We start from the raw sequence: 23,100 nt of genomic DNA, 5'->3' as shown, positions 1-23,100 counted from the left end.
TCAAAACTCAATCTTATTCCCTACTCCGCGCTCCACCGCTCTCTCATACAAATACTTCGCAACGATAATATCCACTACTGCTAAACCAACTGATTTGAAAATAGTAATTTCTTCATCATTTTCGCGTCCAGCTTTTTCTTTGCTTATAATTTGACCAAGTTCAGCGTGAATGGCGTTTGCTTTGAATAGACCCTCTTTTATCGGAACTTGAAGGTCTCCTGTTTCGTCTAGTGCTGCTTCTTTTGATTCGACTACTACTTTGTTTGCGCTTGTGATGGCGTGTGAGGGTAGTTCTTGCATGCTCGGTCTGAATGAGCCGACGGCGTTTACGTGGACGCCTTTTTGTAGTGTTTCTGAGAAGACTGGTGTGGATGCATTCGTAGTTGTGACGATAATGTCTGCTTCACGTATTGCTTCATTTGGATCCCTGTAAACGTAAGCTGGTTTACCAAATTTCTCTTGCATATATTGCGCAAATGCATACGCTTTTTCTTCTGTTCGATTGTATAAAATGACTTTTTCGATATCTCTAACCGCAAATATTGCTTCAGCAATTCCTTTCGCTTGTTCGCCCGTGCCGATAATGCATAAAGTTTTTGCGTTATGACGAGCTAAATATTTTGTCGCTACTCCTGATAAGGCGCCCGTTCGGATCATCGTTAAGTACGATCCTTCTAGAAGTGCGAGCGGTTCTCCCGTTTGAAAGTCTGATAGCATCACAATCCCGTTGATCGTTTTCTTTCCTACCTGTTTATTTTGCGGGACTACCGTTACTATTTTTACTCCAAGTGCTTCAAGTCCTTCCGCTACTGAAGGCATAATTAATGCCGTATTTCGCTCGTTCGCAAATGGTAATGAGCCTCTTATTGGTGTAATCGTTCTTTCTGCGGAAAATTCTTTTAAAGCAAGCGCCGCGTATTCAATAACCTCATTCATATTTACTAAGTTTCTTTGTTCGTTCGCGCTTATAACTAGCATAGCTTTCCACCCCCTCCTTCTACCCTAACAAAAATCCCCGTTTCAAATCATCTCTCGGATCTACAACGAACTGATGAAACCCTGTAATAAATGCATTCCCCGTTACTTTCGGAACGACAGCTTCATATGTACCTACCGCTGTTACGGATAATACTTCTCCCTGGAATTTCCCATCAGTAATGCATTCATGGATGAATACTTCTCCTTTTTGCAAGGTAGCTTTTTCAAAAAGAGTTGCGATTCTTGCGGAAGTTCCTGTACCACAAGGAGAACGATCTACTTGCCCATCAGCAAAAATCGTTACATTTCGTAGCGTAGCACCTTTGTCTTTCGGTTCATCTGAAAAAATAACGCCGTATATTCCTTTTAAACCTTCTTCAAGTGGATGCTTCACTTCCATTTTGCTCTCTATATAATGTTTAATTTTACTGCCCCACTTTTGAATAGCAGATAAATCTTTGAAATCAACTTTCAAACCAAATTCTTTACAATCTACAACAGCGTAAAATGCTCCGCCAAACGCAATATCTACTTGAAATTCATAGTTATCTATTTTAATAAGAACGTCTTTTTTGTATACAAAGGAAGGGACATTTTCAAATGATACAGATTCTACTTCACTCCCGTTATATTTTGCATACGCAACAACTTCCCCAGCAGGGCTATCAATAATGAACTTTTGTTTTTCACCCTTTACTTCAAACATGCCTGTTTCAATTCCTACTGTAATGACAGCAATAATGCCATGACCACACATCGTACTCCATCCTTCATTGTGCATAAATAAAACACCAAAATCAGCGTGGGCACTTGCTGGCGGTGTAATGATACAACCGTACATTCCGTGATGCCCTCTCGGTTCATACATCAGAATTTCACGAAGGTAATCCAAATGTTCCATACAGTATGCGCGTCTTTCCAGCTGCGTTTCCCCTTTTATTTCTGGCACGCCGCCCGTAATAATTCGAAGCGGCTCCCCAGCTACGTGTGCATCAATCGTTGTATATATTTTACTAACCTTCATTTCTATCTCTCCCCTATACGTTGATACTATTTCCAACGCAAGTATCATGCCAAATCGTATAGCATTACTTTTTTCAAATCCCCTCAGTAATGTGTATTCTTTTTTCAACAAATTCATATACAACTGTCTACTTTTTTATACACGGCTTGGATGTTACGTTATAAAACACCTCGATAACTTTGCAATTCCTCTCGTACACACATGTAGGATTCCTTTTACCATTATTATTTTCAATGTAAAGTTACTTCTCCCCCCAACATATACTGTTCAAAAGCAAAAGGAAGTGATCTCATGTATTACGGAACAAAAGGCTGGTACGTAGCTGAACTAAAAAAATTAGGCGTACGCTATCATGAAGGTCGAAAACTAGAAAGTTACCGCGGACACATATTACGCAATTTACTCATCGCACAACAAGAAAAATTAAAAGAACAGTAATAGACTCCTATCACAATATCAACTTATCGCCACCTGCAAACTGCCAATCAATCACACATCAAACTACACTAAAAAGGTCACCCAAACGGGTGACCTTCCTTTCTTATTCACAAACAAGAATTTGTCTAGTAAATGATCCTTTTCTTGTAATACAGCGATCTGTAATTTCAAATCCTGCTTCATGGATCATGTCATCCATTGTTTCCATCGTGACAACGACTACCTTTTTAGCGATGCGGCGCGCACTTGAAAGAATGGAGAGCTGGTCTTCTGGTGTGGCATGCGTAAATAAGTCGTATGGCATATCAATAATGGCAACGTCGTAGTTCTCAGTAATTTCCTCGATTGGTCCTTTTGTTACTGTTCCTTCAAATCCGAAATGTGCGATATTTTTTCTTGTTCCAAGAACTACAAGTGGATTTATATCTCTGCCAACGATGTTAATCCCCATAGAAAGTGCTTCTACTACTACTGTTCCAATACCGCAGCACGGGTCAATTGCTCGTACTCCCTCTGGATTTGGTACAGCGATATTTGCAACTGATCTCGCAACACGTGTGCTAAGAGATGTCGAATAACTATGCGGTTTTTTTATGTGATGATACCAAACTGGCTCACTTTCTACATAGTGCCCGAAGTACCAGCGTCCTCCAAGAGGAACAATCCCGAATACACGCTCTGGATTACGAACATCCGCTTCTCCTTCAATATGCATGCCAAGGTCGCGTTCAATAAGACGTCTTTCTCCATATTCAATTTTATTCTCCCCAACGAGGTCATTGATTTTAACGAAGATAACTTTAAACGACGCTCCCGCCAAATCAATTTGTTCCACTTGTTTTAAAATACTTTCTAAGTCGTCCCCTTCATACATAACCTCAACGCGCTCTTTAATAAATGCACTTCTACTCGGGTCAATTTTGACATCACTTTTTAAAATATTAACGTGGGACTCCATTCCAAAGAACGAGCGCATTTCCAAGTAACATAAAGCACGCTCCTCCTCACGAAATGCATACGTATATATACAGGCAGGTGTTTTACTATGATTACTCAATCTATTATCATCCTTTATCGTTTAAAATTGTTATGATTACAATTACTCAAATACTTTTTTGTATATAAAATTAAATGATATCATATGCCGGAAATAAAGAGAAACGTTAATAAATAAAAGAGACTGCCAATGGCAATCTCTTATTATTTATTAACGGAAAGAAGACACGTTGTTACCCATTTCTTCATAGTAATCTAAAATGCCTTGATAAATAGCTTCCGCTGCATTTTGTCTTTGCGCTGGTGTAGCTATTTTATCTGCATCACTTTTATTATCTACAAATGCTAATTCTGCTAATACAGCTGGCATTGTATTTTCTCTAATTACGTATAAATCGCCTTTTTTCACACCACGATCTTTTGTTCCCAGTGCATCTACAAGACGCTCTTGAATTTTTTCTGCTAGTAAACGACTTTCTGATACGTTAGGATTTGTTCCTCTTGCTGTCGCTGATTCATAGTAGAACGTTTCTGTACCTTGTCCATTTTTCTCTTCCGTGCCATTACCATGAATACTTACAAAAATATCCCCATTATTTTTTTGAGCAAATTCTACACGTTTCTTTAAAGAATCAGGACCACTTGTTCCTGGACGTGTATCATCTGTACGAGTGAATAACACGGTAAATGGTGTCTTTTTCTCAAATATTTTCTGTAATCGCAATGATACATCTAATACAGTTTCACTTTCTTTCTCATAATAACCTGGATTACCTGAATCAACTCCACCATGACCTGGATCAATGATAATCGCTTTTCCTTCTAAGAAGTTACCTTGCTTCACTGGATTTAATTGATTTTTATTAACCCATTGGAAACCAGCACCCATGCGGATACGAATCCAGCTGCCGTTCTCTTCAATAACAGTTACTTGCTGTGCGTTATGTGTTCCCATTACTTTTGAAGAAGAAGAAGCTTCTGCATAAGTAGTGAATCCTTCATTAATAACCTCTGTTTTCTCTACTAAAGGTGTCCATTTATCACCGTTACTTGTTGCAATTTTAATCCATCCATCTCGTTCTTCTTTAATTTCAACCATTTGTGGATTATGCTGATTTGCACTAATTCCAGAACTTAATGATGGTGCGTGATATGTAATGAATTTTCTATCTATGTACATTTTCTTTGTTTCTACTGGACGATCACTATTTTTGCTAAATTTATCTGTTTGCGCAGTAAGCTGAGCTGCTTGTTCACGCGTAATAGAATCATTCGGTTTCCAGCCATTCTCTGTACCTAAAGAAAGTTTTAATTCTACTAAAATATTAACTTCTTCTTTACCCCAATGATTCTCTAAATCAGCGAATTTTGTAGGCACTGGTCCTGTTACTTTGCTCTTCAGATTATATGCTCTTACAAGCATAGCTGCCATTTCAGCACGAGTTACTTTTCCTTCAGGATCAAATACTCCTGGTTCTCGCCCTTTAATAATATTCTCTTTTTCCATGGCTGCAATAAATGATGCTGCCCAACTATTTTTTGCATCATTATAAGACGGCTTTGCATTAGGATCTACTTTAGCACCAATTGCTGTTGCGATAATCTTTGCTGCCTGGGCACGTGTTAAATTTCCGTATGGCATAAAGTTACCATCTGGCATACCGTTAATTACATTTCTCTCTACTAAATAATAAATTGCGTCTTTCGACCACGCACTATCTGAAACATCAGGAAATTTCTTCGTTTCTGCTAAACTATTAATTGGATGTGCTAATAAATTTGCTGCTAATAAACCTGCGGCTATTGCTTTGTACTTCATGAAAAATAAATCTCCTCTCAAAACTTCATATTCATACATTTTTTTAATCAAGCTAACTAAAAAATATTAACTATTAATTAATTCCTTTCATAGTGTATAACATTATATATCTATAGTAAATACGTTTCCGGCCGCATAACAAAAATCGCATATATATAACTTATAATGAATGTATATAAAATAAAACTTTAATCAGCCTACAAATAGCGGGATAAAAAAACGATTAGGACATGTCTCCTAATCGCTTCGCCAAATAAAAAGCTGATTAAAAATAATATTTTTAATCAGCTCTCTATTATCTATGAAATTATTCTTCAATTAAATTAGACATTACATATGCATACACTAATGCTTCTGTATGCGCAATAGAACTTTCATGTGTACGTTCAAATGCGTGAGAAGAATCAATACCCGCTCCAATTAACGCATGTTTCACATCAAATCCCGCGCGAATCGCAGCTGATGCATCAGATCCGTAGTACGGATAAATATCTACTTTATATTCAATATGATTCGTTTTCGCAAGCTCTACTAAATGTTTACGTAAAGCGTAATGATACGGGCCGCTAGAGTCTTTTGCACAAATAGATACTGTATATTCATCAGATGCTTGTCCATCACCTAACGCTCCCATATCAACCGCTAAATATTCAACAGTTTCGTCTGGAATATTAGAATTACCACCGTATCCAATCTCTTCATTATTAGAAATTAAGAAATGCGTCGTATATGGTAATGTTACGTTTTCATCTTGTAATCTTTTAATTAATTTTAATAAAATCGCAACACTTACTTTGTCATCTAAATGACGTGATTTTATGTATCCACTCTCTGTAATTTGAACGCGCGGATCAAATGACACGAAGTCTCCTACTTCAATTCCTAATTCGCGTACTTCATCAGCTGAAAATACGCGCTCATCAATACGAACTTCAATATTTTTCTCATCTCGTTTTGCTTCACCTGCATCTTTGTATACATGTACAGATGTTTGATGCATTAAAATCGTTCCTGTATACGTCTTGCCACTTGATGTTTCAATTTCGCAATATTCTCCTTCTACAGAGTTCCAACGAAATCCACCAATCATAGAAAGACTCAGGCGACCATCAGGCTTAATTTCTTTCACCATCGCACCTAACGTATCAACATGTGCCGTTAATAAGCGGTGCTGCGCATCATTCTTCCCTTTTACTGTTAAAATAAGAGCACCCTTATTATTACGTTTCGTTTCTACGTTCCACTCACTGACATAGTTTTCAATGAAATTAATAATTTTCGCTGTATTTCCAGACGGACTCGGAATAGAGACAAGCTCCTTAATCAGTTCCATCGTTTCTTTCGTATGATGTGCCATTGTCGTTTCCTCCTCATTTTCTCTACTATTCAGTATACAAAATCCGCCAGAAAACCTCTACTTATATGGCTTAATTTTCTAAATTGTAGTAAAATTCTTTTTAGTATACAAAAGGAGTCCTGAAATATGAATATATCAAAGAAATATATACACATTGCACTCATTTGGTTTTTAGCATCATTATTTTGTTTACAAATCTCTTATGCCATTCATACTACTACTTCTATTACAATTGGCTGGATATTAACAGCTATCTTCTTCATTATTAGCTTCATTGCAACAAAAAAGCATAGCGTTAATCATTAACGCTATGCTTTTCCTATAAAACTATTCTTCTGAAACATCTAATAAATAAATCCCTCTTTCAAATCCACCGCGCTCTACTTCTTTTTTCTTACGAAGGCGTTCCACATCTTCAATCGATGCACCTTCCGCACGTGCTAATGAAATGATTACTTCTAGTGCATCCGCAAGAGAATCTAGCGCATGTTCGCGTTCTTTCATAGAAGCAAATTCACGAATTTCTTCCGTTCCAATTTTCGCTAAAGCCTGTATGTATGCTTGACCTGTTAATTTTTGTGCTGTATACGTTTTTCCAGACATTAAAATCTTCTCTGGAACACGATCTCTTACTAACTTGTTATATGCTGACATCATTCATCCTCCTATATTTAATAACACCCGAGCTCTGCTTTATAGAAAAACCATTCCTTCTTCACACATGCACTAATCATATCAATTCCTGATCCATGTGCTCTTACATGCGGAAAGAAGTAGTGCTCCGAGTCTTCTTCATTACCGTATAAGGTTTGGTGCTCATCTGGAATCGCTTCTTTTTTCACGTCTTTTTCTTTCGTCACCCCGCCAGAAAACGCAACACTTGGATGTCCCTCAAAAAATAACGCAGTCCGAACTGCCAAAGATGGTGTACTATGCAAAGCATAATATGTAAGCAAAATAATAGTCATAATACCGATCATTTTCTTCATGTATTACTCCTAAAAAAAAGTGCTAACACAATTATACTAAAATGTGTTAGCACTTTCTCCCCTTTATCCCGAATTAACGAGCTAATAATCAGTGAGTAATGGACAAACTTTATTCCCCTTTAAATGCTGGTAAACGTTTCTCTAAAAACGCAGCAATTCCTTCTTTATGATCCGCTGTTTGTCTCATTGCATATTGACCACGCTTTTCTAATTGCAATGTTTGCTCTAAATTAGAGCGATTTACTTCACATAAAATTTGCTTCGTTTGAATCATTGCTTTAATCGGTTTTTGTGACCATTCACTAATTTTTTGCTTCACAGCCGTTTGGAAATCTTCGCCGATTACTTCATCAATTAAGCCGATATCAAGCGCTTCACTCACCGATAATTTCTTGCCTTCCCAAATAATTTGCTTCGTCATATTTTCACCGACGCGCTTTTGAAGGAAGAAATGACCGCCTCCATCTGGAATTAAAGCGATTCCAATAAAGTTCATTGCAATAACAGATGATATATCCGCCATTACATAATCAGCTGTTAACGCAATACTTAATCCAAGACCTGCAGTTGGTCCATGAATTGCACTAATAACAAGCTTCGGCATCGTATATAATGTCACGACAACTTCAGAAATGGTATTCATAATGCCATCAAACTTACTTTCATCATTACTTGAAAGCATCGATTTAATATCCCCACCCGCAGAAAAACCACGGCCGTTCCCGCATAACACAACGATATGCGCAGAACTTTCCGCTACTTCTTTCAACTTTTGTAATAACTCTTTTAATGTCGGCTCATCTAACGCATTTAACACCTCTGGGCGATTGACCATAACCGTTGCAACGTTACCTTCATATTTCACAACGACAGATTCTGTTTTACTTGTTATTTCCATTATATATACCCCTCTTTTCTCCATAAAGATTATACTTATATAATTATAGAAAAGCATTAAAAAATCCTTCTTTTTTCTTAATTTTCTGTCTAATAATCTCGCAATTTGTACATATACCGTATAAAACATACAATTCCGTTGAAAAATATAGAAATTAAAGTCGGTTTATCCATGCTTTTCATCTATTTACCATTACAATGAAATGGTGTATTCTTAAGTTTGATAAAGTGAGACTTTAATCAGTGGGGGGTGTTCATCCCCCACTGATTATTAGTCCTCACCAATCGGGCTTTTACGGGCAGTTGATCCCCACCTAACTTCTTTGCTTCCGCTGTATTGTATTTTGAGGCGGGGTCTTACTGCCCGTTAATGCGGGATAAAAAACAAATATTGAAATTCATTCGCCTTACTATGTAAAAAAGGCTTTATACCCATCTTTTGGGTGTTGTAATAAAGGAATGAAGAACTGGAGGAACATATGGTTACTAAGTTGAAACAAACGGATAACTACTTCCCACATTTCCTATTGCTATTCATTGTGTTTCAACCAATTTTAGATTTATTAACATCTTTTTCAATCTATATATTACACATGAGCGCAACAGTTGGAGTTGTAGTCCGTTTCGCCTTTATGCTTCTTGCATTAGGATACCTACTTCTTCATCACAAACAACAAGATGCGAAAAAGTACATCCTCTATTTATGTTTACTCGGAATCGCACTCGCAATCGGTCTTGTAAATAATATGATGGTTAAATCGCCAGTTTCATTTGGAGAAGAAGTTAAATTCATTTTAAAGAGCGTATATCCAATTGTGCTACTGTTTGGATATATTATCGCCTTTAAAGAGCTAAAAAATAAAGAGTATGTATTTCATAAAATCATTACATATTTCTTATATGCAACTTTAATTTTAAGTATCACTATGATTGTCGCAATGCAAACTGGAACGGATTTCCCAAGCTATCCTCACTCAAAAATCGGTTCAAGAGGTTGGTTCTTCGCTGGAAATGATTTAAGTTCTCTTTTCGCCATTATGTTCCCAATCATTGTCTTATATTCGATTCATAAAACAACTTCTTTCTCGAAAATATATTACTGGATTCCAACAATACTTGCGATGTATGCAAGTATTATGGTCGGAACGAAAGTCGGATATGGCGCAATTGTTATTACATTAGGCGTAGCACTTTTCTTCTCATTCATTGAATATATGATAAATCGTAAAAAAGAAGGAAAAGGATTCACACATATTGTAAATACCGTTGTTGCCGCAGTTATACTAGGAGGTTTAATTGTTCTTACACCGCATACTCCTATCGCAAAAAATATGGGCATTCACATGCAAATATACGAATATAAAAAATCAGTACAAGAAGAAAAAGATCGAAAAGAAGGAAAAGTAATTAAAGAAGATCCAGAAGATGCAAAAAAACATGCAAAAGGTGAACTTACAGATTCTGAAGTGAAAAGTTTGATTTACAGCGATCGCGACAAATTCTTAAAAACATACAAACAATACTATAAAGACGCACCGCTTTCACAAAAACTATTCGGAATGGGTTACGCTGGTAACTACACAGATAAAATTAAATTAATTGAAATGGACTTCCATGACCTATTTTTCGCCTTTGGAATTGTCGGTTTCCTTATTTACTTAATACCACTTCTATACTTCGGTATTAAATTATTCATCCGCATGATCACAAACTTTAAGAAAACCATGACCGTAAAGTATATGCTATTAGCGAGCACACTCATTCTATCACTTGGCATTGGCTTTATGTCTGGCCACGTATTAACAGCGCCAGCCGTTAGTATTTTCTTCGTTGTTATACTCGCTTATATCATTGTTGATTTTGAAATTGAATAAAGTGAAACTTTAATCAGTGGGGGTTTTGTTCATCCCCCACCTAACTTCCTTGCCTCCACTGAATTTTGAGGTGGGGGATTACTGCCCGGCAAATAGCGGGATAAAAAAGAAGGTGCTACGAAATATTAGTAGCACCTTCTTTTTTATTTAATTAATGTTTTACGTACTCTAAGCTTTCTTTTGCAATATACGCTTCTGTTACAGTAGGATTATCTGAAATAACTTTAACCCACGCTTTTCCATTTATTATTTCTTCACCAGTAACTGTGACAACTGCATTTGTATTTAAACGATACAGTCGCTCATTTGATATACTAGGATTCTTTTTCACTTCCACGTTATTCATCACACGTGCAAGTTTATACTTGTTGTATTCTTTTTTACCTAAATAAGAATCAAAACGGTTCATATGCCCCGCTACTTTTTTACCCCAGTTCGCATCAGATGCATATTTCGCATTTAAACCAGCAGCCTTATCACCTGTATATGTTGCTGTATAACGCCAATGTCCTGGATTTAAATATCCTTCATTCATGTATAATTTTGCTGCATGTTCAATACAATCTTCTTTTGAATTGAATGCTTCTCCGTTACCATATGGACTATCGTCTGTTGCTTTTAAACCAAATAAATTATTTTTGTCTTTTGCAAGAGCGCTTGTTCCATAATAACTTTCATGAATTGCTAATGAATATAAGAATAATGCATTTACATTATACTTGCTTTCTACTTCTTTAAATTTCTTTCCTAAACCAATTAATGGAGAATCTGGCTTAATCGATTTCACATAACTATCTAGTTGTTCAGCTGTATAATCTGTTTTCGAACGTAATGATAAATAATTGAAATATTGATAGAAAGTTTCGTCTCCAAATGTTTTTCCATCTACACTATACATTTGTTGTCCTTGCTTCATGAAAGAAGGTGCCACACCATATCTAAATTCTGTATATCCAGGTGAACTTGTATTATATGTATAATATTTATGGTATAAATATCCATCTGATTTCACATAATAAGACGATTGTTTCATTTCATTTGTAGGAATTAAAGTGATTTCATTCTTCTTCACATAACCTGTCAAACCAGAAACTTGAACTTTCACACGATCTTCGCCAACTTCTAACACTTTCAATTCTGTTCCATACTGAATATACGTATATACTGTTGACAAATTCTCATCATAAATATTAATGATGTTTTGCCCAGTTATTCTTTTCGCACTTGCAAAACCATCTTTAATCCATAAAAATTCGTTCTCGTATTTTACCGCATTCATACCTTTATTTTGAGCAGCCGTAACCGCTTCTTTATACGTGTTATAGCGCTCTACTTCTTGCTCTGTTCCGTTTTCTCTTACATTTGTCACGACATATTTCTTATTTTCTACAGGATTGCCATTTCCATTTTTTTCAATCGTCTGAAGCATACGGTCCAACATAGCTGAAGCCATACCTCTTGTAGCTGATAAATGTGGTCTAAATGTATTATCTTCTGGATACCCTTTAATAATTTGAGTAGCCACCATAACTTGTACATGCTCTTTATAGTTAATACTATCTTTATCAGTAAAGGTAAGCGGACTTACAGCTATTTTAATATTTTTATAGTCTAACGCTCGCTTTACCATTATCGACATTTCTTCACGTGTAATCACATCATTTGGTGAGAATGTCTCGTTCGTACGACCATTAATAATTTTCGCTCCATATGCTCTACTTACACCATCATATAAACCGTAAGTCTTCGGCACATCCTCGAAATTCGAATCAGCTTTCGGTAAATTTAAAGACCTTGCTATGAATGTAGCAAACTCTGCTCTTGTTACTAATTTATCAGGCGCATATACATTGTCTCCATACCCCATTAAAACTCCTTTAGTAATAAGTGAACGCATATGCGTCTCAAACATATGTCCTGTAATATCATCATTTGCCGCATAGCTTGAAATAGGAGTTAAAAGTAATGATCCCGTTAATGCCACTGCTGTTATACCTTTTGAAAAAGTCTTCAAGGTTATCCTCCTCGTAATCTACGAATTTATTATCACAAATTTGATTATATAATAATCGCAATCATTTTAGCATAATAAATAGGAATTAAAATAAAACGTTTTTGTAATTAGAATTTTCATTACATTCAAAACAAAATAAAAGACACTTTACTTTTTTAATAAAGTGCCTTTTTCCATATGATCAATGAGTTTCTTTGTTGCCTGTTTGCCTTGCAACCGAAGCTCATCTATTGTTAATTGTAGCTCTTGCTGCACAGTTCCTTGTTGCATTAATTGCTTTTTCGCAATTTCATATAAATACTCAGCACTCCATTCGCCATCCACACTTCCTATAACTGGCTGATTCACTTGACTTAAAAACGAATCAATTTTCGGATCGTATGAAATCCCGACCATTGGAGTTTTGGCTACAGCAGAAAAAACTAGTGCATGAAGACGCATACCAATTAGTAATGAACATTGTGATAAAATGAATATTTTCTCGTCGATATCCATTTTATATGGAAGCATATACGTCTCTTCTCCCATTAAGTCTACTACTTCACGCGAAGCTTTTTGATCAAATGGCTCATGCATTGGAACAAATAGGATTTGGTATCCTTCTTGCTTTAATTTTTTTAATGCCGCAGCTAATTTTTTTATATAATCTTCTTTTGCATTCCAATAACGCACACTAACCGCGATTACTTTTCCATGTATCGAATGCTTTTGCAACCAATCCGATTGTTTTGTCCGTTTCCATGTTAAAACAGGGTCTGGAACAATTTCAATATCGTTTTTTATGCCAATTCCTTTTAAATATAAAAACGAATCCTCATCTCGAACTGATACATAGGAAGCTTTTGACAAGTTCCATTTTACTAATAGACGATTATATCCTTTTGTAATTGGACCTATTCCTTGTGAATAAATATAATACGGCTTTTTTAATAATCGAGCGAGTCCCATAATACCCGTATAATATAGAATACTCTTCGTACTTGTCTGATCTTGAAGAAGGCTCCCGCCACCACTAATAACTCCATCACTGTTTTTGATCGCATGATAAACAGCTTTTATATCCCAGCGATCTACCGATTCTACACCATACATTTCCTTTGTATATTTAGAATCATTTGATAGTACTACTAGTTCTATATCCGGGTTCTCTTTACTTAACGATTCAATAATTGATTGTAGAATCGCCTCGTCTCCAACATTATAAAAACCATAATATCCTGATAAGACTAAACGCACCCTAAATCTCCTCCAAAACTAGGTAACCGTTTATTTCATCTAACATAAACTAGTACCCATTCCTTACCTAAACACTTGATACCCTACATAGTTTCCTCTTTATCAGTTCATATGAATTATAATAAAAAATTAAATTTCTATATTTATTTTTTCAAAAATGGTATTTTGTTTATTGATACCCATTTTAATTTCAAAGCACATACACCATACAAAATGGTTGTAATACTTAATGCTATACCACTGAATAATAACGTCATAATTCTTGAAGATGTAACATCTATCACATTACATAATTCATACAATCCTAGTCCCAAAATACATGCTATTGCTAGCACACCAAAAAAGCTTTTTAAATGAATAGAATAGGCAATATAGCTTCGAATATACAAATGATTTACAATACAAATCAATACGTAAGTAATTAATGTACTATACGCCGCTCCATCTATGCCAAACTTCTCCACTAACATCATGTTTAACACGACTTTCACACAACTCGCACCAATAACAATCCATGCAGCTTGTGCAGAACGATTAATCCCCTGTAAAACACCTATTGATAATACCATAACCGCAGTAAAATACGAACTGCCAATCATCACTGTTAACATACTACTGCCTTTTACGTCTGTGAACAATCCGACATTTAACGGTACTGTTAATGCCATCAACCATATTGTTAACGGTGCTGTCAAAACATGCGCTAGTCGATTTGTATTTTGAATTGTTATTTTCGCCAAATTTATATCTCTTTTGGCCAATGCGGAAGTTAAGAGTGGTATTAACGGAAATACAATTGCGCTTGCAAAAATAACAATTATTTGCGTGAATGCAAAACCGCGACTGTATATTCCAAATTGTTCTTGAATTTCTGTTGATGATCCTTGTAATACATGCGGTATTGTAAGCGAGTCTACTAAATTTAAAAGTGGCATTGATAAAGCTCCGATAGCGATTGGGATCGATACCCGCAATATCTTTTTGCCGTTTTCTCTTAAATCTCGGAGTGAATAGGAATTGCTTTTATTGTAGTATGGACTTCTATTATATTTTATACGCAAATATATAAGCGAACTAATGACTCCAAGAAAAGAGCCAACCATCGCACCACTAGTAATAACAGTATTACTCTTATCCCGTGATACTAGTATGTAAGCAATTATTAACATAAAAAACACACGTACAAATTGCTCAATGACCTGTGATACCCCTGTTGGTTTCATATCACCGAAACCTTGAAAATACCCTCTATAAACCGCCATGTATGGCGCAATGAGTAACGCTAATGAAGTAATAAGCAACGGCATTCTAGTTTCTTGTCCACCAAGCATATTTGCAATTTCAATAGAAAATAATACAATGACTAAACAGCCGAAAACGCCAAATGCTATCCCTATAATTGACGCTGATTTAAATAATTTCGCAATTTCCTTTTGCTTATTTTTTTCGTTCAACTCTGCAATTAGTTTCGAAATTGCAAGTGGAACTCCGGCTACCGATAATGTAAGAGCAATCATATATACAGGAAAAACAAGGCGGAAAATACCGAGCACTTCATCTCCTGCAATATTTTGTAATGGAATTTGAAAAAAACTACCAAGCAATTTCGACAAAAAAGTTGTAATTGTTAAAATCGCTGCTCCTTTTACAAATGTTTTATTCATATTTTTTCTCTTTTCTTTTATACATATACTCTCAAACATATTGTTTTAAACGATAGGAATTCACTTTATCCCATTGGTTATCATAACAAATTTATTATAGGTTGAATACTTGGTTTTTTTTACAAAATAGAAAAGAGAACCAATTCACGCCTATCTCTCCACACTCTAATTTCTAATTCCTTCCATTATATGTACACATTATAACTATTTTCGTTACTCAAAAAGAGCTCTTCTCTATCACTGCAGTACATATTACTAAAAACATTATAAGAATATCCCACAACTCTACATTATAATGTATGTAAAATTGTGAGATATTCTAATTACCATCTAAACACTTAAGATCTTCAATTGTTCTTTCTGTTCATCGTTCGCCATTACTACGATTGTTTTTTCAATACTCGGGTGTACTTGCTCAAGCTTTACACTTGCCCCTGCTTTATTTGATTGCTCAACAAAATTTAATAATGCCATAGCTCCTGATACATCCATATAACGCACATCTTTCATACGTAAAACAACCGGTGACTTCACATCTTGTAAAGTAGAGAAAATACGATCTACTGATAAGAAAGAGAGCGGTCCTTGAATCGTATACGTTTCTTCTCTTTCTTTTACGATAGAAGTTTTACGTTCTTTACATTTCACCATATATATGATGAACGAAAGAATAATACCGAATGCAACAGCAATCATTAAATCGAACTTCACCGTCACAATCATCGTTACGAGCATAACAACGACATCACCTTTAGGAGCGACATGCATCTTTTTCATGCTTTCCCAATCGAACATTCCAATACCAGTTAAAATTAAAATACCTGATAGTACAGCAAGTGGAATATATTGTACGACCGAACCAAGCCCCATAATAAAAATGAATAAGATAACACTATGCATACACGCCGAAAGTGCCGTTTTACCGCCACTTCTTATATTCACGATAGACCTTACAGTCGCACCTGCACCTGCTAATCCGCCAAACAATCCGCTCATCATATTACCGATACCTTGTCCAACGAGCTCTTTATTACTTTTATGACGTGTACCTGTCACATTATCCATTACGACCGATGTTAACAACGAGTCAATCGATCCTAATAAAGCAATACTAAGCGCTGGTAAAATAAGTGCTGCTATTCCTGTTCCACTTAAAGATGGAATATGAAGCGTAGGCATCGCTTCTGGAATGGTTCCAATCTTTTCAATTACTTTATTTAATGAAAGATTTCCGATAATCGGTAAATTTACTGTAAGTCCTTCGAGTAGAGAAGAAAATAAAGGTAGTAAAGCTGTCACACCGACTAGTGCTACTAAACTAGACGGAATCGCCTTAATCCATTTACCAGAAACAATCATTACAATAATTGTTAACACAACAAGTAGAAAACTATTTTGTACGTGCTTTATTTCGCCTAAAATAATGATTAATGCAATACCATTCATAAATCCTGAAACGACAGGATACGGAATATATCGAACGTAAGAACCGAGCTTACATACACCGAATAAAATTTGAAATAACCCTGCCATCATAAAGGCAATAAAACTTGCCTCTAACCCGTGCGTCGCAATAACTCCTGTTGCGATAACGGTAATTGGTCCAGTTGGCCCCGTTACTTGCCCAGGTGTCCCGCCAAATAACGCTGCGAATAAACCTGCAAAAATCGCACCATACAATCCAACAAGCGCTCCCTCAGACGTTCCTGTCGCAGCAATACCAAATGCAATCGCAAGTGGTAACGCAACGATCGCAACAGTAAATCCTGCTAAACATTCCTTTGCTATTTTTTGAAACATAAAAAAACCACCTTTGTATAAAGTCCATGTTCCATTGTACACCTAAAAAGATATATTCGTTAGCTCACTTTTTACATTCTCGTGACGGAAAGGTATTCAATGAAAAGTTTCCCCCTTATCTTTGGAAACAATTGCAACTATGCTATAATGAACAAATTAAATCTTTTACTATATACTTGGAGGCACTATGCTAACTTTTGAAGAAAAATTATCGATTATTGAATCTTTCCCAGAACTAGAAAGAAAGAACGTATCATTAAAACGTGTAAACTTCCACTTTGAAGAAAGTCGTTTAGATAAAAAGAACGTTGTATTTCATTTACACCCAAATGGAAATGGATTTGTGTATGCAAGCGGTATTAAAGGTTACAAAACGGATGATAAGGGTATGGTTAACATCCGTGAGTTTTCAGCAGAAGAGTTACGTTCAGTAATTGAGAAATCAATTGACCTTCTATCACAAGAAGAAGTAGTAGCACCTGTAGAACCTGCAAAAGAAGAAGAATGGCAGAACGAAGATGGTCATATTCTTACTCTTATTTCAGAGGATGACATGTGGAACGTATACGCTGGTGTAAACTTAGACGGTACATTCAACTCTTATCCAGAAGCTGCGGAATACCTTGATGAAGAAGGTTTTTCACGCAAATAAAAATAGAAAGTGGGTATCCCCCACTTTCTATTTTTTTGTCCCTTTCAACGACTCCCTCAGCACAAACTTCTGCAACTTCCCGCTCGCATTACGCGGAAGTTCATCTACAAATAAATAATGACGCGGACGCTTATAATCTGCTAATTCGTCACTTTCTTTGCAATACGTTTCTAAATCAGCTTCTGTTATTGTTTCATCTTTCTTCACAATAACTGCCACCACACGCTCTCCCCATAATTCATCTGGCTCACCAAGTACCGCCACATCTAATATACCGGGATGACTATGAAGGAAATCTTCAATTTCGCGAGGGTAAATATTTACACCACCGCTAATTACCATATCATCAACGCGATCTGCAACGAATAAATAACCATCCTTATCGAAGTATCCTAAATCACCAGAATGATACCATCCTTTATACATCGATTTTTTATTCGCCTCTTCACGATTATGATAGCCAGCCATCATAGTTGGACCGCGCAAAATAATTTCTCCCACTTCATAAGGAGGTAATACATCATCTGGTTCTGCCGGTGCCTCCTCGTTCGGCTTCACAATACGAACTTCATGGCTAAAGCATGGCGTGCCTGCTGAACCAGCTTTCGTAATTTGATCCTCCTCTACGAGAAACGCAACAACTGGTCCCATTTCTGTCATTCCGTATATTTGAACAAGATCAATATAAAGACGTTCTTTACATTCCTTCACTAACGCCGGTGCCATTGCCGCTCCGCCATATATACCGATTTTCATTGAAGTTAAATCATACTGAGTTAAATCTTTTTGCAACAACATATTCCACATCGTCGGTGCTGCAAAGAACGTCGTAATCTTTTCTTCTTGAATCGTATGTAATACTGTGTCTGTATCAAAATGATGCAAAATGACATTCTTTCCGCCAACTTGAATGCGTGGTATGATTCCGGCATTTAATTCACCACAGTGATATAAAGGCGCAACAACAAGCCCAACACTATCTCTATTATATTTTAGGAAATACGTACAAATCATACTATGCTCAGCCATTTCACGATGACGATGTAATACGCCTTTCGGATGACCTGTCGTACCGCTCGTATAAAGCATAGAACAAAAATCCATTTCATCAATTTCGATATTTACTTTCTCAGAAGATGCTGCATTCACTTTTTCATGGTAGGAACTTGCATAGGAAGGTTTATCGTTTTCTATAGACCAAAAAGATGTATTTGGAAAATCTCGTTCAATGATAGCAACAGTTGACTCAACTGCTTTTTCAAAGACAACGACTTTCGAGGATGCGTCCTGAAGAATATAAGATACTTCTTTCGCCTTTAAGCGAAAGTTAATCGGGTTAAAAATTGCACCAATTTTCGCACAAGCTAAGTAAACGTTTACAAATTCATGGCAGTTATATAAGTAAACAGATACCGTATCTCCCTTTCTTACTCCATCTTCTAATAGAGCGTGCGCCGTTTTATTTATTTGTGCATCCCACTGTTTATATGTCCAGCGAATATTTTTTTCAGGTTCCACTAACGCCTCTTTATTCGGATACTTACCAACAGATAAATCAAAAATTCTCCCTATCGTCATGTACATGCCAACAATTTCCCCCTTTTCTCTTTCATAAATCTATCATTTCGTCCATAAGTAGACATTGTCCTCTAACTATTTGACTAATTTTTCTGATTATTATCGACATAGTTTTACAAACAGTGCCACTTATCGGTAAGTGAAATTACATTGGCGATTTTTTGAATATATCGGCCACAACTTTAATCAGTCCTCACCGATCAGGCATTTACAGGCAGCAAAACTCCCACAAATAGCGGAATAAAAAAGAGGCTATTCCACATCGGAACAACCTCTTTCTTCTTATACAAATAGCTCTTCTAAAATTTTCAGTTTATCTTCTGTATATTTTACGAAGCCATCGTTATATGATTTTGGATCTTTCGGATTCGCGAAGTGCGTAATTGCTCCCGTCTTCGGATGAACAAATTTACTTGATGCACCACAGCCAAGTCCGATAATCGATTGTACTTCTTCCATAATGACAATGTTGTAAATACTTTCTTGCGTCGGCATTGCATAACCAACGTTCTCTAAGTTACCTAAAATATTCTTTTGACGATATAGGTAATATGGTACGTAATTATGTTTTTGCGTCCACTCTTCTGCTTCGTGCATCATCGCTGTAATTTCTTCGCGACCTGCTACTTTATATTTACGTTTGTTTTGCGTCATTTCAGAAGCACGTTTAAATGATAACGTATGAACTGTTAATGATTCTGGCATTAACTTTTCTGTTTCATCTAACGTGTGCTTGAAGATATCTAGCCCTTCACCAGGAAGACCAATAATTAAGTCCATATTAATATTGTTCATTCCCATTTCACGAGCTAAGTGATACTTCTCAATTGTTTCTTCTACAGTATGATGACGCCCAATTGCTTTTAATGTCTCTTGATGGTATGACTGCGGATTAATACTAATACGGTCAATATTCCATTTATTTAACACTTCTAGCTTTGCTGGCGTGATCGTATCTGGACGACCTGCCTCAACTGTTACTTCACGTACATTTTTCACGTCTGGGAACGCTTCGTACATTTCTTCATACAGCATATCCATCTCTTCCGCTGTAATACTTGTAGGTGTACCGCCGCCATAATAAATCGTCGTAACTTTCACACCTTTTTCTTTTAAAAACTTACCAATTTCACGAACTTCATAATGTAAACCACCTAAGAACGAATCAACAGACCCTTGGCGTCCATTAATCGCATAAGCCGGGAATGTACAGTATGCACATTTCGTTGGGCAGAACGGAATACCTATATAAATACTTACTTCTTCTTTCAAACGGTATAAATCCGGAACAACTGCTAATTGGCAATCAACAATACGCTGAAGAAGTTCAATTTTCTCTTCATGAATTAAATAACTTTCACGAAGTTCTTGATGCGCTTCTTCTTTTGACATACCATTTTGAAGCATTTTATGAAGAAGTTTCGTCGGACGTACTCCCGTTAAAATACCCCAGCTTTGTTCAAGTCCAGTTAACTGCTGAAGAACAGAAAGATATACATAAGAAACAACGTGCTTCACTTGCTTCATACGCTCTTTTTCATCTGTGAAAGCAGATAAATCTTTCGAGAATGTTTCTTCATACACATTTCCTGTGCTAACATCCGTTAATCGAGCGGATGCTTTCACATTATCCTCAATGTGTATATCGACGATCAGATTCGCTTCCTCTTGTTCAAATCCAATCGTACTATCTTCAAAAAATAAGCCGCCAATATTTTGTAGCGGACGTAAAAAACGATCATCTTGTAACGTTTTAATTGAAATTAACACATTATCACCTTTTCATTTGCAAACTCTCTTTAGTTTACTTGAAGGGCGTTTACAGGTCAATACAGAAGGTTTTACCTGTTTCTCTTACATTTTTTCAAATAATTCTTTTTATGAATATCGCTCATGTATATAGACATCATGATTTTCTCTTGTTAAAATTTATTAGTACAAAAAATCGTTACATAGCGAAAATACAATATATAAAGGAGGAATGTTAACACTAGATTCCATAATCTAATGTGTTAAAAAAAATATGAAAAAGAAATTTTATAGTGTATTAACTCTCTCTCTTGCATTACAAACTGTTCTTGCACCTACTTATTCATTTGCAGAGAGTGCTGAAAAATCCGCCGAAGTATATACGGAGGATCAAGTTTTTAAAAGTATTAAAGAGCATGTTAATGAGCATAGTACTCATGAAGAAGATATCGAGGTTACTGGCCAATTCCTACTATACACTTCAAAAAAACATTCATTATATACCGCGAATGATTTAAAAAACAAATCGAATATCGAGTTTACAGAACAAGTCGTAACGGCGACAAAGAAAAAAGGTAATGCTTACTACATAACGACGTCAACTGGCGCTGGATGGATAGATAACAATGATAATAGCTTAGAAGTTCAAGAGATTCATAAACTATCTAACCAAAAATTAATCGTAAAAGAAGAAGCTTCCATACATGCCCTTCCGTTCCAATCGTTTAAAGAAGAAGGGAAACTACAACCACAAGTTATTACTCCTACTGAACAAGCTGGAAATTGGTTTAAAGTCCAAATAAACGAAACAGCAAAATGGATTTATGCACCTTCTGCTACATTTGAAGGTACAAAAGCTTCATTATTAAAAAACAGTCGTACTGCTAAAAATAGTTTATTGAGAGCTCCGGAATCTCTACAAACAAACAATATTTATGGCGTTACATTTAAAGAAATGATTGTCCCAAAAGGAAATGACGATATTCGCCCTGGCTACCCGATGGTACCTAAATATATTACGATTCACGAAACGGCTAATACAGCGAAAGGTGCTAATGCTCTAAATCATGCAAAATTCTTAGATAACCAAGCACGCGGAACAGCTGATCGCGCCGCATCTTGGCATTTCACAGTAGATGATAAAGAAATTTATCAACATCTTCCGGTAAATGAAGTTGGATGGCATGCTGGAAATAAAACTGGAAACTATGAATCTATCGGAATTGAAATTGCCGTTAATCAAGATGGAAACTATGAAAAAGCGGTAGAAAACGCCCGTAAATTGGCAGCTTATTTAATGAACGACTTAAATATTTCTCTAGATAAGGTCCAAAAACACCAATTTTGGTCAGGAAAAAACTGCCCTGCGTTTATGATTCAACGCGGACAATGGAATGCTTTCTTAAAAGGAACTGAAACATACTATAAGGAAAACCAAAAAAATCCCGTAACTGATGACATTACAGGTGGATGGTATGAACAAGACATTCGTCAATTAGCAGCTAGAGGTATTATGCAAGGAGAAGGGAACGGCAAGTACTTCCCAGAACGTCTTGTAACGCGTGCTGAATTTGCTACATTAATTACTCGTGCTTTACAATTACCAAGTGGAAATGCTAAGTTCACAGACTTAGAACAAGTACACCCATCTTTAAGAGACGGTATTAATCGTGCAGCAAGCGCAGGCATAATCCGCGGACGTGGTGATAATACATTTGATCCAAATACTACAATTACACGCGAAGAAGCTGTTATTATGATTGATCGTTCTCTAAAACACGCTGGTATTTTTGCAAAACAAGTTGAACTACCATTCGTTGACCAAAACTTAATTTACGCTAAAGAAGAAGTACAAAGAGTGTATGGATATGGAATTGTAAAAGGTAATGAATTGAATCAATTCGTACCAAAAGGACCATCACAACGTGCACACGCAGCTGCATTTATAAACAGAATGCTTAGCGTGATTGAAGCTTAAAATATTTATCTGTATTAATTTAAAAGGCATCAGAGATTGTATATCTCTGATGCCTTT

Annotated in this window: 18 protein-coding genes and 1 pseudogene; 5 read left to right on the top strand and 14 right to left on the bottom strand. The window is 36.1% G+C overall.

Annotated elements, in window-relative coordinates; genetic code table 11:
* Both AC241_RS04670 and AC241_RS04665 read right to left on the bottom strand, forming a co-directional pair.
* Positions 1-978: an ornithine cyclodeaminase family protein gene (locus AC241_RS04670; protein WP_050842677.1), complete on the bottom strand. Its 978-nt coding sequence runs from the start codon at positions 976-978 to the stop codon at positions 1-3.
* Positions 979-997: 19 nt separating this feature from the next.
* Positions 998-2,002 (bottom strand): proline racemase family protein, encoded by a 1,005-nt coding sequence (locus AC241_RS04665; RefSeq protein ID WP_050842675.1) that lies wholly within the window; start codon positions 2,000-2,002, stop codon positions 998-1,000.
* 208 nt (positions 2,003-2,210) lie between these two features.
* Here AC241_RS04665 and AC241_RS34250 point away from each other — a divergent pair.
* Positions 2,211-2,440, top strand: a pseudogene (locus AC241_RS34250) (YflJ family protein).
* A gap of 103 nt (positions 2,441-2,543) precedes the next feature.
* Here AC241_RS34250 and AC241_RS04655 read toward each other — a convergent pair.
* The 3 genes from AC241_RS04655 to AC241_RS04645 all read right to left on the bottom strand — a co-directional run bounded on the left by AC241_RS04655 (position 2,544) and on the right by AC241_RS04645 (position 6,612).
* Entirely contained in the window at positions 2,544-3,497 is a 954-nt protein-coding gene (locus AC241_RS04655; protein ID WP_029441722.1) for a TRM11 family SAM-dependent methyltransferase, read from the bottom strand.
* A gap of 150 nt (positions 3,498-3,647) precedes the next feature.
* Positions 3,648-5,255 carry an N-acetylmuramoyl-L-alanine amidase gene (locus AC241_RS04650; RefSeq protein ID WP_050842673.1) on the bottom strand — a complete coding sequence of 536 codons (1,608 nt, stop codon included), beginning with the start codon at positions 5,253-5,255 and terminating at the stop codon, positions 3,648-3,650.
* A 307-nt stretch (positions 5,256-5,562) separates the two neighbouring features.
* A complete protein-coding gene (locus AC241_RS04645) occupies positions 5,563-6,612 on the bottom strand; it encodes a M42 family metallopeptidase (RefSeq protein ID WP_029441720.1) in 1,050 nt (349 codons plus the stop codon).
* Positions 6,613-6,738: 126 nt separating this feature from the next.
* On the opposite strand from AC241_RS04645, the gene AC241_RS04640 reads away from it, so the two are divergent.
* Positions 6,739-6,918: a hypothetical protein gene (locus tag AC241_RS04640; protein WP_029441719.1), complete on the top strand. Its 180-nt coding sequence runs from the start codon at positions 6,739-6,741 to the stop codon at positions 6,916-6,918.
* 21 nt (positions 6,919-6,939) lie between these two features.
* On the opposite strand, the gene AC241_RS04635 is transcribed toward AC241_RS04640, so the two are convergent.
* The 3 genes from AC241_RS04635 to AC241_RS04625 all read right to left on the bottom strand — a co-directional run bounded on the left by AC241_RS04635 (position 6,940) and on the right by AC241_RS04625 (position 8,523).
* Positions 6,940-7,266, bottom strand: coding sequence for a nucleoside triphosphate pyrophosphohydrolase (locus tag AC241_RS04635; protein WP_001277348.1), 327 nt, complete (start codon positions 7,264-7,266; stop codon positions 6,940-6,942).
* A gap of 17 nt (positions 7,267-7,283) precedes the next feature.
* Positions 7,284-7,601, bottom strand: a complete 318-nt coding sequence (locus tag AC241_RS04630) for a hypothetical protein (protein ID WP_043935129.1) — start codon at positions 7,599-7,601, stop codon at positions 7,284-7,286.
* 109 nt (positions 7,602-7,710) lie between these two features.
* A complete protein-coding gene (locus AC241_RS04625) occupies positions 7,711-8,523 on the bottom strand; it encodes an enoyl-CoA hydratase (RefSeq protein WP_155417049.1) in 813 nt (270 codons plus the stop codon).
* A gap of 454 nt (positions 8,524-8,977) precedes the next feature.
* Here AC241_RS04625 and AC241_RS04620 point away from each other — a divergent pair, with 454 nt between their 5' ends.
* The gene (locus AC241_RS04620) at positions 8,978-10,372 is read left to right on the top strand and encodes an O-antigen ligase family protein (protein ID WP_016082694.1); all 1,395 of its coding nucleotides are present in this window, start codon (positions 8,978-8,980) and stop codon (positions 10,370-10,372) included.
* Between the two features lie 151 nt (positions 10,373-10,523).
* Here AC241_RS04620 and AC241_RS04615 read toward each other — a convergent pair whose 3' ends face one another.
* The 4 genes from AC241_RS04615 to AC241_RS04600 form a co-directional block, all read right to left on the bottom strand.
* Positions 10,524-12,386, bottom strand: a complete 1,863-nt coding sequence (locus tag AC241_RS04615; protein ID WP_043935127.1) for an S-layer homology domain-containing protein — start codon at positions 12,384-12,386, stop codon at positions 10,524-10,526.
* 147 nt (positions 12,387-12,533) lie between these two features.
* The gene (gene csaB, locus AC241_RS04610) at positions 12,534-13,622 is read right to left on the bottom strand and encodes a polysaccharide pyruvyl transferase CsaB (RefSeq protein ID WP_050842669.1); all 1,089 of its coding nucleotides are present in this window, start codon (positions 13,620-13,622) and stop codon (positions 12,534-12,536) included.
* A gap of 143 nt (positions 13,623-13,765) precedes the next feature.
* On the bottom strand, positions 13,766-15,286 hold the full coding sequence (locus AC241_RS04605) for a putative polysaccharide biosynthesis protein (protein ID WP_050842667.1): 1,521 nt from the start codon (positions 15,284-15,286) through the stop codon (positions 13,766-13,768).
* A gap of 330 nt (positions 15,287-15,616) precedes the next feature.
* On the bottom strand, positions 15,617-17,086 hold the full coding sequence (locus AC241_RS04600) for a SulP family inorganic anion transporter (RefSeq protein WP_050842664.1): 1,470 nt from the start codon (positions 17,084-17,086) through the stop codon (positions 15,617-15,619).
* Between the two features lie 187 nt (positions 17,087-17,273).
* On the opposite strand from AC241_RS04600, the gene AC241_RS04595 reads away from it, so the two are divergent.
* A complete protein-coding gene (locus tag AC241_RS04595; RefSeq protein ID WP_000954998.1) occupies positions 17,274-17,738 on the top strand; it encodes a hypothetical protein in 465 nt (154 codons plus the stop codon).
* A gap of 27 nt (positions 17,739-17,765) precedes the next feature.
* Here the strand turns inward: AC241_RS04595 and AC241_RS04590 are convergent, their stop codons facing one another.
* Both AC241_RS04590 and AC241_RS04585 read right to left on the bottom strand, forming a co-directional pair.
* Positions 17,766-19,322, bottom strand: coding sequence for a fatty acid--CoA ligase (locus AC241_RS04590; RefSeq protein ID WP_016082698.1), 1,557 nt, complete (start codon positions 19,320-19,322; stop codon positions 17,766-17,768).
* A 276-nt stretch (positions 19,323-19,598) separates the two neighbouring features.
* Positions 19,599-21,086 (bottom strand): coproporphyrinogen III oxidase, encoded by a 1,488-nt coding sequence (locus AC241_RS04585; protein ID WP_000908777.1) that lies wholly within the window; start codon positions 21,084-21,086, stop codon positions 19,599-19,601.
* 253 nt (positions 21,087-21,339) lie between these two features.
* Here AC241_RS04585 and AC241_RS34245 point away from each other — a divergent pair, with 253 nt between their 5' ends.
* Entirely contained in the window at positions 21,340-23,043 is a 1,704-nt protein-coding gene (locus tag AC241_RS34245) for an S-layer homology domain-containing protein (RefSeq protein WP_050842662.1), read from the top strand.
* The last annotated feature ends 57 nt before the right edge of the window (positions 23,044-23,100 follow it).

It is taken from the genome of Bacillus thuringiensis (assembly GCF_001182785.1).
Lineage (GTDB): Bacteria > Bacillota > Bacilli > Bacillales > Bacillaceae_G > Bacillus_A > Bacillus_A thuringiensis_S.
The sequence above is the reverse complement of the archived record's forward strand: the minus strand, read 5'-3'. Positions and strand labels throughout refer to the sequence as shown.

What these genes read in the sequence shown, in the direction of transcription:
- AC241_RS04605 (WP_050842667.1), bottom strand. Translation starts at nt 15,286, where the DNA reads ATGAATAAAACATTTGTAAAAGGAGCAGCGATTTTAACAATTACAACT.
- AC241_RS04645 (WP_029441720.1), bottom strand. Translation starts at nt 6,612, where the DNA reads ATGGCACATCATACGAAAGAAACGATGGAACTGATTAAGGAGCTTGTC.
- AC241_RS04670 (WP_050842677.1), bottom strand. Translation starts at nt 978, where the DNA reads ATGCTAGTTATAAGCGCGAACGAACAAAGAAACTTAGTAAATATGAAT.
- AC241_RS04635 (WP_001277348.1), bottom strand. Translation starts at nt 7,266, where the DNA reads ATGTCAGCATATAACAAGTTAGTAAGAGATCGTGTTCCAGAGAAGATT.
- AC241_RS04625 (WP_155417049.1), bottom strand. Translation starts at nt 8,523, where the DNA reads ATGGAGAAAAGAGGGGTATATATAATGGAAATAACAAGTAAAACAGAA.
- AC241_RS04620 (WP_016082694.1), top strand. Translation starts at nt 8,978, where the DNA reads ATGGTTACTAAGTTGAAACAAACGGATAACTACTTCCCACATTTCCTA.
- AC241_RS04630 (WP_043935129.1), bottom strand. Translation starts at nt 7,601, where the DNA reads ATGAAGAAAATGATCGGTATTATGACTATTATTTTGCTTACATATTAT.
- AC241_RS04665 (WP_050842675.1), bottom strand. Translation starts at nt 2,002, where the DNA reads ATGAAGGTTAGTAAAATATATACAACGATTGATGCACACGTAGCTGGG.
- AC241_RS04650 (WP_050842673.1), bottom strand. Translation starts at nt 5,255, where the DNA reads ATGAAGTACAAAGCAATAGCCGCAGGTTTATTAGCAGCAAATTTATTA.
- AC241_RS04590 (WP_016082698.1), bottom strand. Translation starts at nt 19,322, where the DNA reads ATGTACATGACGATAGGGAGAATTTTTGATTTATCTGTTGGTAAGTAT.
- AC241_RS04640 (WP_029441719.1), top strand. Translation starts at nt 6,739, where the DNA reads ATGAATATATCAAAGAAATATATACACATTGCACTCATTTGGTTTTTA.
- AC241_RS04595 (WP_000954998.1), top strand. Translation starts at nt 17,274, where the DNA reads ATGCTAACTTTTGAAGAAAAATTATCGATTATTGAATCTTTCCCAGAA.
- AC241_RS04600 (WP_050842664.1), bottom strand. Translation starts at nt 17,086, where the DNA reads ATGTTTCAAAAAATAGCAAAGGAATGTTTAGCAGGATTTACTGTTGCG.
- AC241_RS34245 (WP_050842662.1), top strand. Translation starts at nt 21,340, where the DNA reads ATGAAAAAGAAATTTTATAGTGTATTAACTCTCTCTCTTGCATTACAA.